A 13,709-nucleotide genomic window follows, 5' to 3' on the forward strand; every position below is an offset into this window, starting at 1 on the left:
ATTTGGATATGCGCGATGCATCCTTCGCGCGCTGGCAGCGGGCCTTTACCGTGCGGGCACCATGAGTGCACTCCCCTTGCGCCGCGCGCCGGCCGTTCCCGACACAGACACCCCGCCCTCCGTCGATCCCGCCGTGCTGGCCCGCCTGTCGGACCAGTTCGCGTCCACGGCGGCCGACCACGACCGCAGCGGCGCCTTTCCGCGCCAGAACTTCGAGGCGCTGCAGGCGCACGGCCTGATCGGCCTCGTCGCGCCCGCCGCGTACGGTGGCGGTGGCGCCGCGCTGGCCACGGCGCGCCGCGTGATCGCCGCGGTGGCGCGTGGCGAGCCCGCCACGGCGCTGATCCTCACCATGACCTACCTGCAGCACCAGGCGCTCGCACGCCGCGAGAGCCGCTGGCCCGCGCACCTGCGCGAGCGCGTGGCACGCGACGCGGTGGCGCACGGCGCGCTCATCAACGCACTGCGCGTGGAGCCCGCGCTGGGCTCGCCGGCGCGCGGCGGCCTGCCCGGCACCGTGGCGCGGCGCACGCCCGAAGGCTGGCGCATCGACGGCCACAAGCTCTACACGACCGGCATCGAGGGCCTGTCGTGGCTCGCGGTCTGGGCGCGCACCGACGAGCCCGCCCCGCGCACCGGCGTGTTCCTGGTGCCGCGCGACGCGCCCGGCATCCGCGTGATCGCGAGCTGGGACCACCTGGGCCTGCGCGCCTCGGGCAGCCACGAGGTGGTGTTCGAGGACGTCGCCATCGCCGCCGACCACGCCGTCGACCTGCGCGCGCCCGCCGACTGGGCGCCCGGCGCCGGCAGCCAGACCGACATCGACGCCCATGCGGCGCAGCAGGCCTGGATGGTCGTGCTGTTGGGCAGCCTCTACGACGCCGTGGCGCGCGCCGCGCGCGACTGGCTGGTCGACTTTTTGAACCGGCGCGCGCCCGGCAGCCTGGGCGCACCGCTGGCCAGCCTGCCGCGCGTGCAGGAGCAGGTGGGCGAAATCGAGGCGTTGCTGCGCACCAACCGCGTGCTGCTCGACGACGCGGCCGCCGCGGTCGACAGCGGCCACACGCCGCCCGCCGCCGACAGCGGCCTGCTCAAGCACACCGTGACCACGCACGCCATTCGCGTGGTCGAGCTGGCGCTGCAGCTGAGCGGCAACCACGGCCTCACGCGCCAGAACCCGCTCGAGCGCCACTACCGCGACGTGCTGTGCAGTCGCATCCACACGCCGCAGAACGACGCGATCCTGGTCGCAGCGGGCCAGCGTGCGCTGCAGGCATCGGGAGGTGCGGCATGAGCGCGCTGCCAATTTCTCGCCGCACCTGGCTCGCGCAAGGCGCTGCGCTGTCGCTGGCCGTGGCCGGCCCGCTGCGCGCGGTGGCGCAACCCCAGGCCACGCTGGTGCTCGGCGACCAGGCCGGCGGCCTGCGCTCGCTGTTCGAGGCCTCCAAGGCCCTCGACGACGCGCCCTTTGCCTACCGCTGGGCCAACTTCCAGGGCGCCGCGCCGCTGTTCGAGGCGCAGCGCAGCGCGGCCGTCGGCAAGACGCCGCTGAAGATCGTCGCCACGCGCGTGGGCAAGGCCGAGTCGCTGGGCATCGTGGTGCAGCCCGACTCGCCGCTGCGCCGCGTGGCCGACCTGCGCGGCCAGACGGTGGTCGTCTCGTCGGCGCGCGGCAGCATCTCGCAATACCAGCTCTACGGCGCGCTCGAAGAGGCCGGCGTGCGGCGCGACGAGGTCACGGTGAAGTTCGTGCTGCCCACCGATGCGGCCGCCGCGTTCGCGTCGAAGCAGATCGACGCCTGGGCCATCTTCGACCCCTACTACGCCATCGCGCTGCAGCAGGGCGGGCGCATCCTGCGCGACGGGCGCGGCATCAACACGGCGCTGGGCTTCATCACCGCGAGCGAGCATTCGCTGGCCGACCCGGCCCGGCGCGCGGCCATCGTGCAGTTCCTCGAGCGGCTCGCCCGCGCGGGCGACTGGGCGCTGGCCAACCCCGAGGCCTATGCGCAGGCCTACAGCCAGCTCACGCGGCTGCCGATCGCGTCGGCGCGCCTCATCACGGCGCGCGCCTCGGTGGCGGGGCGGCCCGTGAGCGAGGCCGACATCGTCGCGCTACAAACTGTGGCCGACCGCTCGGCGCGTGACGGTATCCTTCCCACACGCGTGGATGTGCGCGCGATCACCGACACCCAACTCTGGAAACGCCCCGCATGATTGCTCCGCTGCGCGATTTCGTCGGCGCCTTCGGCCGGCTGCTCGACAGCCGGCCCGACGAGCCGCGCATCCTGTCCGAAGGCGGTGCGCTGCTGCGCACGCTGGTGGCGCGCGACGACTGGCTGCCCGACGCCTTCGCCGTGGCCGACCCGACCTACTACCAGCAGTTCTTGCTGCACGCCGACAGCACCGAGCGCTTCTCGGTCGTGAGCTTCGTCTGGGGACCGGGCCAGGCCACGCCGATCCACGACCACACGGTGTGGGGCCTCATCGGCATGCTGCGCGGCGCCGAGTACAGCCAGCCCTACGCGCTCGATGCCGACGGCACCGCGCGGCCCCAGGGCGAGCCGGTGCGGCTCGACGCGGGCCATGTCGAGGCCGTGTCGCCCACCGTGGGCGACCTGCACCGCGTGCACAACGCGCACGCCGACCGCGTGTCGATCAGCATCCACGTGTACGGCGCCAACATCGGCGCCGTACGCCGCCACACCTATCCGGTCGAAGGCGGGCGCAAGCCCTTCGTCTCCGGCTACTCCAACACGCTGCGGCCCAACCTGTGGGACCGCTCCGCCGAACTCCGAAACACTGCCGCATGACGACGACAACGACCGCCTCCTTTCCCCTGCTGCCCTTCGCTGCGCTGCGCGAACGGCTGATCGCGCGCGAGGAGACCGCGCTGCTCGACCTGCGCGAGGAAGACCCGTTTGCACAAGAACACCCGCTGTGGGCTGCCAACCTGCCGCTGTCGCGCATCGAGATCGAAGCGTGGCGGCGCATTCCGCGGCGCGACACCTTCATCGTGCTGTACGGCGCCCATGACGGTGTCGACCTCGCGCCGCTGGCGGCACGCACCTTCGCCGCGCTGGGCTACACCAACGTGCACCTGCTCGACGGCGGCCTCGAAGGCTGGCGCGCGGCGGGCGGCGAGCTGTTCCGCGACGTGAACGTGCCGAGCAAGTCCTTCGGCGAGCTGGTCGAGCACGAGCGCCACACGCCGTCGCTGTCGGCGCCCGAGGTGAAGGCGCTCATCGACAGCCGCGCCGACGTGGTCGTGCTCGACGCGCGCCGCTTCGACGAATACCAGACCATGAGCATCCCCTCGGCCACCAGCGTGCCCGGCGCGGAGCTGGTGCTGCGCGTGCGCGAGCTCGCACCCGACCCGGCCACGCGCGTGATCGTGAACTGCGCGGGCCGCACGCGCAGCATCATCGGCACGCAGTCGCTCGTGAACGCGGGCATCCCGAACCCAGTCTCCGCGCTGCGCAACGGCACCATCGGCTGGAAGCTCGCAGGCCAGGTGCTCGACCACGGCGCGGGCCGGCAGGCACCGGCTGCAGTGTCTGAGGCGAACCGCGCACAGGCGCAGGCCGACGCGCACCGCGTGGCCGACGCCGCGGGCGTGCGCCGCATCACCCTCGACGCGCTCCACACGCTCGAAGCCCCGGGCCGCACCGTGTACCGCTTCGACGTGCGCACGCCCGAGGAATACACCGCCGGCCACCTGCCCGGCTTCGCGAGCGCGCCCGGCGGGCAGCTCGTGCAGGAAACCGATCACCAAGTGCCGGTGCGCGGTGCTCGCATCGTGCTGGCCGACGACGACGGCGTGCGCGCATCGATGAGCGCCTCATGGCTCGCGCAGATGGGCTGGGAGGTGTACGTGCCCGATGCGGTGCCGCCAGCCGCCGCGCTCAGCGAAACCGGCACGCCGACGTCGGCCTACCCGCCCGTCGCGGCCACGGTCGCCGAGATCGCGCCCCAAGCCTTGGCCGAGTTGCTGAAGCAGCAGCCCGCCACCGCCGTGATCGACGTGACCACGAGCGCCAACTACGTGAAGCGCCACATTCCCGGCGCCTGGTACGCGATCCGCGCGCAGCTGGCGCAGGCGATCGACACTAAAGCCATCCCGTCCGCGCCGCGCTACGTGCTCACCTGCGGCAGCAGCCTGCTCGCACGCTACGCCGCCGCGGACCTGCGCGCCCTGCTCGACGCACGCGGCCAGCGCGACGTGGAAGTGCAGGTGCTCACGGGCGGCAACACTGCCTGGTTCGCCGCCGGGCTGCAGGCCGAGACCGGCGAGACCCGCCTGGCCACCGCCCGCACCGACCGCTACCGCCGGCCTTACGAAGGCACCGACGCGCCCGCCGAGGCCATGCAGGGCTACCTGGACTGGGAGTACGGGTTGGTGGAGCAGCTGGGGCGCGACGGCACGCATCACTTCCGCGTGGTCTGAGTTCAGCCAAGCGCCACCAGCAGGGCCTCCCCGGCACCGTCCAGATCCTGGGCCAGAGCAGCTTCGGTGGTGAAGACGGGGACCCCCCCGACGCGCAAGACCTGGGTCGCGTCAAACAGCTCGCCGACCACCCTTTCGGCCGGGATGCCATCGGGGAGGTCGAAAATGCCGTTGCCTGCGATGCTCTGGATCACCTGTTCACGGCTCACCCGCATGGCGAGCGCCAGCGACCGCACGCAGAGTCCGCTGAAGTCAGGCTCTTCTGCAAGGTAGCGGAACGCATACTCGATGCCGGCGTTCGCCACCCTGGCCACCCATCGCCCCTCGCTGGTGTAGACCATCAGCAGATCGTTCATGGCTTGCCTGGCGTGTAGTTGCTGATGGTGACGGTCAGGTCGAGTGCGGTGTGCCACGATCGCGCGCGGCCGGTCGCGGTCAGGCCTGCGATATGGCCGTCGGCGAAGAACACCCGCGGGTCCGACGGCTCGGACCCGGACTTGGCCCAGTGCGGATCGGCCCCGGGGTTGTTGTCCCAGCACACTTCCCAGTGCGGGCGTGGCCCCATGCCGAAGACCTGCACCGGCGCGACGATTCGGGCGCCGAATCGCACCGGAATCTCCGGGCTGTACCAGGTCACGTAGGCGTTGTTTGCGCCCTCCGCGATCCACGAGAACGCAATCTGGCAGATGTCGAGCGACTCCATGCCCGAGTGCGCCTTGAGAATCGTCCCCGGCGAGGACGTGATGCTCCCCAGTGCGAAGTCCTTGGTGTAGCCGGTGACGTCGCGTCTGAACTCGTACTTCGAGTAGTTGATGAAGGTGATCTTGATCTCGCCGCTGTCGACAGCCACGGCCCTGGGTAGCAATTGCGCACTCGAAACGATGTCGGGAATCGCGTGGTGCGCCGAACTGATGCCTGTCATGGGATGCCCCTCCTCCTGCGTGCAATCGGCCGGTGCGATGGCGGCGAAACGGGCGTGCGCTGGCACTGGCAAGGAAGCGCATGCATCTCACCGATCCGGGTTCGTGGCCGACGAACACCCCCGGAAATCAGTGGCAAGGATAGGGAGCCCCCCGCATCTCGCAATCCCCGAAAACAAGTAAGCCGGGTCATCCGCAGGGGGTGACCAGAAAGCAAAAAGCCGGGCATTGCCCGGCTTCTTCTTTCACTGTGCGAGCCCCCCGGCTCAACCCGGTTCGGCCGCCTTGAACAGTGCCGCGACCTTGCGCTTGCTCTTGATGTTGCTCGAGATGCCGCGCGCGGGCGCGGCCTTCGCCGATGCTTCCCAGGCCGGGGCGGCTTCGCGCTCGCCGGATTCGTAGGGCTTGTCGAAGAACGGATCGCGCGGCGCGGACGGTGCGCGGTGCGGGCGTCCGCCACCGCTCATGCTGCGGCGGGTGTCGGCTTCGCGGCGTTCGCGCGGCTGGTCGAGCACGTCGCGTGCGTCGCCGGCTTCGCCTTCTTCACGCCAATGGCGGCGTCCGTCGTTGATGCGACCGCGCGGGCGGTCTTCTTCGAACTCGACAGGCTCGAGCTCGATCTTCTTCTTGATCAGCTTCTCGATGTCCGCCACGAGGCGCGCATCGTTGCCGCCGCTGGCGAAGCTCACGGCCAGGCCCGAGGCGCCGGCACGGCCCGTGCGGCCGATGCGGTGCACGTAGTCTTCGGCGTTGAACGGGATGTCGAAGTTGAAGACGGCGGGCACGTCCTTGATGTCCAGGCCGCGGGCCGCGACGTCGGTGCACACGAGCAGGTCGACTTCGCCGGCCTTGAACGAGGCGAGCGCCTTCAGGCGTTCGTCCTGGCTCTTGTCGCCGTGCAGTGCGGTGGTACGCAGACCGTCGCGCTCCAGCGAGCGTGCGAGGCGCGCGCAGCCGAGCTTGCTGTTGACGAACACGAAGGCCTGCGTAATGCCGCGCTGCTTGACGATCTGCTTGAGCGCACGGCGCTTGTCGTCGTCAGAGACGCTGTAGAAATGCTGTTCGACGGTGGAGGCCGTTTCGTTCGGCCGCGCCACTTCGATGGTGACCGGGTTCTGCAGGTAGCTGCTGGCCAGCCGCTTGATCTCGGGCGAGAAGGTGGCCGAGAACAGCAGCGTGGTGCGCTGCTTGGGCAGGTAGCTCAGGATGCGCTGCAGGTCGGGCAGGAAGCCGATGTCGAGCATGCGGTCGGCCTCGTCGAGCACGACGTATTCGACCTGGTTGAGCACCGCGTTCTTGGCTTCGATGTGGTCGAGCAGCCGGCCCGGCGTGGCCACGAGCACTTCGACGCCCTTCTTCAGCTCCAGCGTCTGGGGCTTCATGTCGATGCCGCCGAACACGACCGTGCTGCGCAGGTTGGTGTACTTGGCGTACAGCTTGACCTGCTGCGCGACCTGGTCGGCCAGTTCGCGCGTGGGCAGCAGCACCAGCGCACGCACCGGATGCCGCGCGGGCGAGGTGGAGGCGTTTTCGTGCTTGAGCATGCGCTGCAGCAAGGGCAGCGAAAACGCCGCCGTCTTGCCGGTGCCGGTCTGCGCGGCGCCCATCACGTCCTGGCCTGAAAGCACGACCGGAATGGCCTCTGCCTGGATGGGCGTCATGGTCTCGTAGCCCATTTCGGCCACGGCGCGGGCCAGCGGTTCTGCCAGCGAAAGATTGGAGAAGGACATTGTCATTGAGCCTTCTATTGTCGCACTGCCGCAAAAAACGGCAGTGACAACGAAACGACAACATCCGCGCAGGCCGAATTGCTATTTATTCAATAGCAAAAGCCCCAATGAATCCGAGGCTCTCCGGGGACAATCTTTACAGATTGCGCGTGTTGAAGGTGTCGCAGGACTTCATTTCACCCGTCTGGTAGCCCGTGCCGAACCAGCGTTGGCGCTGTGCACTGGAGCCGTGGGTGAAGCTGTCGGGCACCACGGCGCGGCCTGCGGAACGCTGCAAAGCGTCGTCGCCGATCTTCTGGGCGGCGTTCATGGCGGCCTCGATGTCACCCGGGTCGAGCCACTTCTTCGACTCCTGCGAGTGGTGCGCCCACACGCCCGCGAAGCAGTCGGCCTGCAGCTCGACACGCACGCTCATCGCGTTGTTCTGCGACTCGCTCAGGCGCCCGCGCATGCCGTCGACCTTGGCGGTGATGCCGAGTTCGTCCTGCACGTGATGGCCCACCTCGTGCGCGATGACGTAGGCCTGCGCAAACTCGCCCGGCGCGCCGAGCTGGTTCTTGAGGGTGTCGTAGAACGCCAGGTCGATGTAGACCTTCTTGTCGCCCGGGCAGTAGAACGGCCCCATGGCCGATTGCCCGGTGCCGCAGGCCGTGGGCGTGGCGCCGCGGAACAGCACGAGCCGAGGCGCCTGGTAGTTGCCGCCGCTCTTGCGGAAGAGGTCGGTCCAGACCACCTCGGTGTTCTTCAGCACCGTGGAAACGAAGGCCGCTTCGCGGTCGTTCGACGGCGGCTTGGGGGCCGGCCCCTGCTGTTGCTGCACCTGGACCGGATCGCCGCCACCGCTGAGCAGGCCCAGCACGGTGAGCGGATTGATGCCGAAGATCCAGCCCGCGATGAGCGCGACCGCGATGGTGCCGATGCCAATGCCGCGCCCACCGATGAAACCGCCGCCTCCGCCACCACCCCCGCCGTCACGGCGGTCTTCGACGTTGTCGGATTGTTCGTTGCCTTCCCATCTCATCGCAGTCTCCTTGCCGGCTTGCTGAACGGCGTATTTGCCGGAACGTCGCAGGATGGTACTTGGCCCGGCCGCCCGGAACGTAACCGGCGGTCAGGATGCCTGTATCAGGCTGTCAGGTCTTGGGCAGCGTGACGCCGCGCTGGCCCTGGTACTTGCCGCCGCGGTCCTTGTAGCTGGTCTCGCAGACCTCGTCGCTCTCGAAGAACAGCACCTGCGCGCAGCCTTCGCCCGCGTAGATCTTGGCGGGCAGCGGCGTGGTGTTGCTGAACTCCAGCGTCACGTAGCCTTCCCACTCGGGCTCGAACGGGGTCACGTTGACGATGATGCCGCAGCGCGCGTAGGTGCTCTTGCCCAGGCAGATGGTCAGCACGTTGCGCGGGATGCGGAAGTACTCCACCGTGCGCGCCAGCGCGAAGCTGTTCGGCGGAATGATGCAGTAGTCGCCGTGCATGTCGACGAAGCTCTTCTCGTCGAAGTTCTTCGGGTCGACCACCGTGCTGTGGATGTTGGTGAAGACCTTGAACTCGGGCGCGCACCGGATGTCGTAGCCGTAGCTGGAGGTGCCGTAGCTGATGATCTTGTGGCCGTTGTTCTCGCGCACCTGGCCCGGTTCGAAGGGATCGATCATTCCTTCGTTCTCGGCCATGCGCCGGATCCATTTGTCGCTCTTGATGCTCATATGCGCTCGCTGATGCTGCTGCGGGGGAAATCGGGGCCGAATTGTGGCACGGGCGCCCTGCGCGCCCTCCCCTCGCAGGCGCCGCTCAGCCCGCCTGCGAAATCACCGTGCGCTCGACCAGCCGGTCGTCGCCCAGCACGATCATCGCGAACAGCAGCTCTTCGAGGTTGTTGGCCAGCGATGTCTTGCGCGCCAGGAGCGACGTGGCGGACGGGTTCAGTACCAGGAAGTCGGCCTCGCAGCCCGGCTGCAGGTTGCCGACCACACCGTCGAGCCCCAGCGAACGCGCCGCGCCGCCGGTGTGGTGCCACCACAGCCGCGAGGGCGCGATGCTCAGGCCGGTCTTGGTCTGGCCCTCACGGCCCACGTAGTACGCGGCCAGCATGGTGTGGAAGGGGCTGAAGCTGGTGCCGCCGCCCACGTCGCTGGCCAGGCCGTAGGGTTGCTCGAGGCGGTCGGCCGCGCCGAAGTCGAAGAAGCCGCTGCCCAGGAACAGGTTGCTCGTGGGGCTCACGGCGGCGGCCGTCTTGGTCTCGTGCATGAGCGCGCGGTCGGTGTCGTCCAGGTAGATGCAGTGGGCGTACACGGCGCGCTCACGCAGCAGGCCGAAGTCGGCGTACACGTCCAGGTAGGAGCGCGACTTCGGGTACAGCTCGCGCGCCCACTTCACCTCGTCGCGGTTCTCGGCCACGTGCGACTGGATCCAGGTGTCGCCGTACTTCGCGGCCAGCTCGCCGGCGCCGCGCATCTGCACGTCGGTGCTGGTGGGCGCGAAGCGCGGCGTGATGGCGTAGCCCAGGCGGTCGACGTTGTGCCACTTGCGGATCAGCGCCTCGGTGTCGACCAGGCTCTGCTCGGTGTCGTCGCGCACGCCGTCGGGCGAGTTGCGGTCCTGCAGCACCTTGCCGGTGATCATGCGCAGCTGGCGGCGCTGCGCGCTCTCGAAGAAGGCGTCGACCGAGGCCACGTGCGAGGTCGCGAAGGTCAGCGAGGTGGTCACGCCGTTGCGCAGCAGCTCGTCGAAGAACACGTCGGCCACCACGCGCGAATGGGCGGGGTCCGCGAACTTGCTTTCGGCCGGGAAGGTGTAGTTCTCGAGCCAGGGCAGCAGGCCAGCGGCGGGCGCGCCGATGATGTCGGTCTGCGGGTAATGCACGTGCATGTCCACGAAGCCCGGCGCCAGGATGCGGCCCGGCAGGTGGGTGGTGTGGGCGCCGGCATGGCGCTGCGACACGTCGGCATGGCTGCCGGCGTCGAGCACGCGCTGGCAGCCGGTGCTGTCGGGGGCGACGACCAGCAGGCCGTCCTCGTCGAAGACAGGCAGGCCGGCGGCGTCGAATCGCAGGAGGGAGGCGCGGTAGGCTTTTTTCATCGTGGATTCGGAGGGTAATCCAGCCCCGGACGGCGGGAATTGCCCTGCGCGTATGAGTGCTATACGCGCAACGCTCTCTTCAGGCGGGGCAAAAGGCCGCGCTCAGCGCGTCACCCGCCCCTGCACGCCCTCGGCCAGCCAGTTCATCTGCAGGATCTGCTCGTCGCTCAGCTGCGCGCCCTTGGCGATCGCGACGCGGCCTTCGTTGTCGCGCACGTCGGCCGCCACCGCGCGGAACGGCTGCAGCTTGCCCGCCGCGATGTCCTGCTGCCGCGCCTGCACCTCGTCCTGCACGGCCTTGGGCACCTTGGTGCCGAAGTCGCCGACGCGGATCATTCCTTCCTTCACGCCGCCCCAGAGGTTGCCGCTCTTCCAGGTGCCGTCGAGCACGGCCTTCGCGCGTTGCGTGTAGTAGCCGCCCCACTGGTGCGTGACCGCGACGATCTGCGCGTCGGGCGCGATCTTGCGCATGTCGGAGTGGTAGGCCACGGCCATCTTGCCGCGCTCCTGCGCGGCGGCCATCACGGCGGTGGAGCCGGTGTGGAAGGCGAGCACGTCGGCGTTCTGGTTGAACAGCGCCATCGCCGCGTCGCGCTCCTTCGGCGGATCGAACCACTCGTTGAGCCACACCACGATCACCTTGGCCTTCGGGTTCACCGAGCGCATGCCGAGCGTGAAGGCGTTGATGCCCTGCAGCACCTCGGGAATCGGGAAGCCCGCGACGTAGCCCGCGATGCCGGTCTTCGTCATGCGCCCGGCCGCGATGCCCGCGAGGTAGCGGCCTTCGTAGTAGCGGGCGTTGGCAGTCGCCACATTGGGCGCGGTCTTGTAGCCGGTGATCGATTCGAACTTCACGCCGGGGAAGTCCTTCGCGACCTTCAGCGTGGGCTCCATGTAGCCGAAGCTGGGCGTGAAGATCAGCTGGCTGCCCTGCTGCGCGAGGTCGCGGATCACGCGCTCGGCATCGGCGCCCTCGGGCACGTTCTCGACGAAGACGGTGTTCACGCGGGGGCCCAGCGCGGCCTCGACGGCCTTGCGGCCTTCTTCATGCTGGCGCACCCAGCCGGCATCGGTGACCGGCGTGACATAGACAAAGCCGATCTTCAGCGCGTCCTTCGCCAGGGGCGGCTTCGGCGGCGCGGTCTGTGAAAAGGCGGGGGATAAAAAACAGGCGGTCACCCACGCCAGAACGGCGCGGCCCGCGAGGTTTTTGTACATGGTGGTCCTCTACATGGCCCCGGTCGAACAAGAAACCCGCAGCCGGCCGGGACGCCCGGCTGCGGGGGGAAGATTTTAGTGCGCGGCGATCCGTCGGGTGCGGCGATGGGACCCGCCGCGAATCGGCAGTGCGGCTTTCGCTCCCCACGCCACACAATCGATTCCCCCATGACGAACCCGATCACCCACGCCAGCCACGCGCACTGGCAGCGCAACCTCGCCGTCTGCATGTTCGGCTCCTTCACGACCATCATCGCGATGACGCTGCTGCTGCCCTTCCTGCCGCTGTACGTCGAGCAGCTCGGCGTGAAGGACCACGCGGCCATCGTGCAGTGGTCGGGCGCGGCCTACGGCGCCACCTTCCTGAGCGCGGCGCTGGTCGCGCCGCTGTGGGGCCGGCTGGCCGACCGCTACGGGCGCAAGCCGATGCTGATCCGCGCAAGCCTCGGCATGGCGGTGGCGATGGCGCTGATCGGCCTGGCGGCCAACGTGTGGCAGCTCGTGGGCCTGCGGCTGCTGGCGGGGCTGCTCGGTGGGTACGCCTCGGGCTCGATGGTGCTGGTCGCCACGCAGACGCCCAAGGACCGCACGGGCTGGGCGCTGGGCACGATGTCGTCGGCCATCATGGCGGGCAACCTCGTGGGGCCGCTGGTGGGCGGGGTGCTGCCGCCGCTGGTCGGCATCCGCACGACCTTCTTCGCGGCGGGCGCGATGATCTTCGTGGCCTTTCTCGCCACGGCCTTCCTGATTCGCGAAGAGAAGAAAGCACCCTCGGCCGCAAGGCAAAGCGACACGCCCGACACTGGCTGGGCCGCCGTGCCCGACAAGCGCCCGCTGGTCGCGATGCTCTTCACCGGCATGCTGCTGATGCTCGCGAACATGTCGATCGAGCCGATCATCACGGTCTACGTCGCCACGCTGCTCGACGACCCGCAGCGCGTGACGATGATGGCCGGCCTCGTGATGTCGGCCGCCGCGCTCGGCAGCATCCTCTCGGCCTCGCGGCTGGGCAAGCTGGCCGACCGCGTGGGGCACTGGAACGTGATCGTCGGCTGCCTGGCGGTGTCGGCGCTGCTGCTGATTCCGCAGGCCTTCGTCACGTCGGGCTGGCAGTTGGTGGTGCTGCGCTTTCTCATGGGGCTGTCGCTCGGCGGGCTGCTGCCGTGCATTGCGAGCGTGATCCGCCACAACGTACCCGAGCGCGTGGCCGGCAACATGCTGGGCTACTCGACCTCGGCGCAGTACGCGGGCCAGGTGGCGGGCCCGCTGCTGGGCGGCTTCGCGGGCGGGCACATCGGCATGCGCGCCGTGTTCCTCGGCACCTGCGTGCTCATGGCCGCAGGCGCCGGGTGGAACTGGCTCGCGCAGCGAGCCGCGTCGTCGACTGCCGCGCGCTGACGACCGCGCTTCAGGCCCTGGCGCAATCGGCGTTGCTGTCCTGCACCGCGCCTAGAGACCTTCGAAGACGCCTCAGTGCGCCATCCCGCGCCCCCACGCGTGCGAGGCCTGCTCGTCGGCCGTCACGCGCACCTGGTTCGACAGGAAGGACGGCGACAGGCCGAAGTAGCGCTGGAAGGTGCGGCTCATGTGCGCCGCGTCGGTGAAGCCGCTGACCAGCGCCACGTCGGTCAGCGGGCGGCGCGCGGTGAACTGCTGCACCGTGCGGCGCACCTTGGTCCACAGCGCATAGCGCTTGATCGACACGCCCACCTGCTGCGCGAACAAATGCGTGAGCCGGTCGGGCGAGAGAAAGGCCAGTGCCGACAGCTCGCGCAGCGGGATCTGCCCCGCATGCGTGCGGATGGCCTGCAGCACGCGGTCGACGCGCGGGTCGATGGCGGCCTGCAGCTCGGGGCTCTCGGTGATCGACGTGACCAGCTTCGCACTCAGCATCTGCAGGCGCCGGTCGGACAGCGCGCCGTGCTGCGCCGGTTCGAAGTCGTCGCGCGTGCGGCCGAAGCGGCGCGCGTCGATCGGCTGGATGCCGTGGCCGCCCATGTGCCGCGCGAGCATGCGGTAGGCGCTGGAGGCCGGGTCGAGGTTGAGCGACAGCAGCCCGCAGCCGTCAACGTCCAGGCGGCGCGGCACATGCGGCCCCACCAGCGCGGCGGTGCAACGCACGCGCGTGCCGTCGACCGCCTCCAGCGTGAAGGGATGGCCGCTCACCGAGGCCAGCAGCGTGGCCGACGAACGCGCCGTGAGCCCCGACTGGATCGCCGGTGTGATGTAGAGGAACCTGTCGTCCCACAGATGCAGGGAGTTGTGCCGCGTAATGGTCATGCCGCCTCGCTTGGGTCTTGTCTCTTGCGCTTGTCTTGTCTT

The 13,709-nt window shown here is 69.3% G+C and carries 13 protein-coding genes; 5 read left to right on the top strand and 8 right to left on the bottom strand.

The window, feature by feature from the left end; all coding sequences use genetic code 11:
- Positions 1–61 precede the first annotated feature (61 nt).
- Genes AC07Q9_RS03085 through AC07Q9_RS03100 form a run of 4 tightly spaced genes read left to right on the top strand, consistent with a single transcriptional unit; the run spans position 62 to position 4,447 of the window.
- Positions 62–1,294, top strand: a complete 1,233-nt coding sequence (locus tag AC07Q9_RS03085) for an acyl-CoA dehydrogenase family protein (protein ID WP_495307311.1) — start codon at positions 62–64, stop codon at positions 1,292–1,294.
- Positions 1,291–2,217, top strand: coding sequence for an ABC transporter substrate-binding protein (locus AC07Q9_RS03090; RefSeq protein WP_495307312.1), 927 nt, complete (start codon positions 1,291–1,293; stop codon positions 2,215–2,217). The genes AC07Q9_RS03085 and AC07Q9_RS03090 overlap by 4 nt, the downstream gene beginning before the upstream one ends.
- Positions 2,214–2,813, top strand: a complete 600-nt coding sequence (locus tag AC07Q9_RS03095) for a cysteine dioxygenase family protein (RefSeq protein ID WP_495307313.1) — start codon at positions 2,214–2,216, stop codon at positions 2,811–2,813. The genes AC07Q9_RS03090 and AC07Q9_RS03095 overlap by 4 nt, the downstream gene beginning before the upstream one ends.
- Positions 2,810–4,447, top strand: a complete 1,638-nt coding sequence (locus tag AC07Q9_RS03100) for a rhodanese-related sulfurtransferase (RefSeq protein ID WP_495307314.1) — start codon at positions 2,810–2,812, stop codon at positions 4,445–4,447. The genes AC07Q9_RS03095 and AC07Q9_RS03100 overlap by 4 nt, the downstream gene beginning before the upstream one ends.
- 2 nt (positions 4,448–4,449) lie before the next feature.
- Here AC07Q9_RS03100 and AC07Q9_RS03105 read toward each other — a convergent pair whose 3' ends face one another.
- From AC07Q9_RS03105 to AC07Q9_RS03135, 7 genes are all read right to left on the bottom strand, one after another.
- A complete protein-coding gene (locus AC07Q9_RS03105) occupies positions 4,450–4,803 on the bottom strand; it encodes a hypothetical protein (RefSeq protein ID WP_489061903.1) in 354 nt (117 codons plus the stop codon).
- On the bottom strand, positions 4,800–5,369 hold the full coding sequence (locus AC07Q9_RS03110) for a hypothetical protein (RefSeq protein ID WP_495307317.1): 570 nt from the start codon (positions 5,367–5,369) through the stop codon (positions 4,800–4,802). Before AC07Q9_RS03110 ends, AC07Q9_RS03105 begins: the two co-directional genes overlap by 4 nt.
- A 264-nt stretch (positions 5,370–5,633) precedes the next feature.
- Entirely contained in the window at positions 5,634–7,103 is a 1,470-nt protein-coding gene (locus AC07Q9_RS03115; protein WP_139701960.1) for a DEAD/DEAH box helicase, read from the bottom strand.
- 130 nt (positions 7,104–7,233) lie between these two features.
- Positions 7,234–8,118: a KPN_02809 family neutral zinc metallopeptidase gene (gene ypfJ, locus AC07Q9_RS03120; RefSeq protein WP_492677662.1), complete on the bottom strand. Its 885-nt coding sequence runs from the start codon at positions 8,116–8,118 to the stop codon at positions 7,234–7,236.
- A gap of 112 nt (positions 8,119–8,230) precedes the next feature.
- Positions 8,231–8,797 carry a dCTP deaminase gene (gene dcd, locus AC07Q9_RS03125; protein WP_099795730.1) on the bottom strand — a complete coding sequence of 189 codons (567 nt, stop codon included), beginning with the start codon at positions 8,795–8,797 and terminating at the stop codon, positions 8,231–8,233.
- Between the two features lie 85 nt (positions 8,798–8,882).
- Positions 8,883–10,169 (bottom strand): guanine deaminase, encoded by a 1,287-nt coding sequence (gene guaD, locus AC07Q9_RS03130; RefSeq protein WP_495307320.1) that lies wholly within the window; start codon positions 10,167–10,169, stop codon positions 8,883–8,885.
- A gap of 102 nt (positions 10,170–10,271) precedes the next feature.
- Positions 10,272–11,387, bottom strand: a complete 1,116-nt coding sequence (locus AC07Q9_RS03135) for a BMP family ABC transporter substrate-binding protein (protein ID WP_495307322.1) — start codon at positions 11,385–11,387, stop codon at positions 10,272–10,274.
- Between the two features lie 168 nt (positions 11,388–11,555).
- Between AC07Q9_RS03135 and AC07Q9_RS03140 the strand changes: the two genes are divergently transcribed.
- On the top strand, positions 11,556–12,785 hold the full coding sequence (locus tag AC07Q9_RS03140) for an MFS transporter (RefSeq protein ID WP_495307325.1): 1,230 nt from the start codon (positions 11,556–11,558) through the stop codon (positions 12,783–12,785).
- A 72-nt stretch (positions 12,786–12,857) separates the two neighbouring features.
- Here the strand turns inward: AC07Q9_RS03140 and AC07Q9_RS03145 are convergent, their stop codons facing one another.
- Complete coding sequence (locus tag AC07Q9_RS03145; RefSeq protein ID WP_495307327.1) at positions 12,858–13,667, bottom strand: helix-turn-helix domain-containing protein; 810 nt, start codon at positions 13,665–13,667, stop codon at positions 12,858–12,860.
- Positions 13,668–13,709: the final 42 nt, after the last annotated feature.

The sequence above is a fragment of the Variovorax sp. GW821-FHT09A10 genome (genome assembly GCF_059418385.1).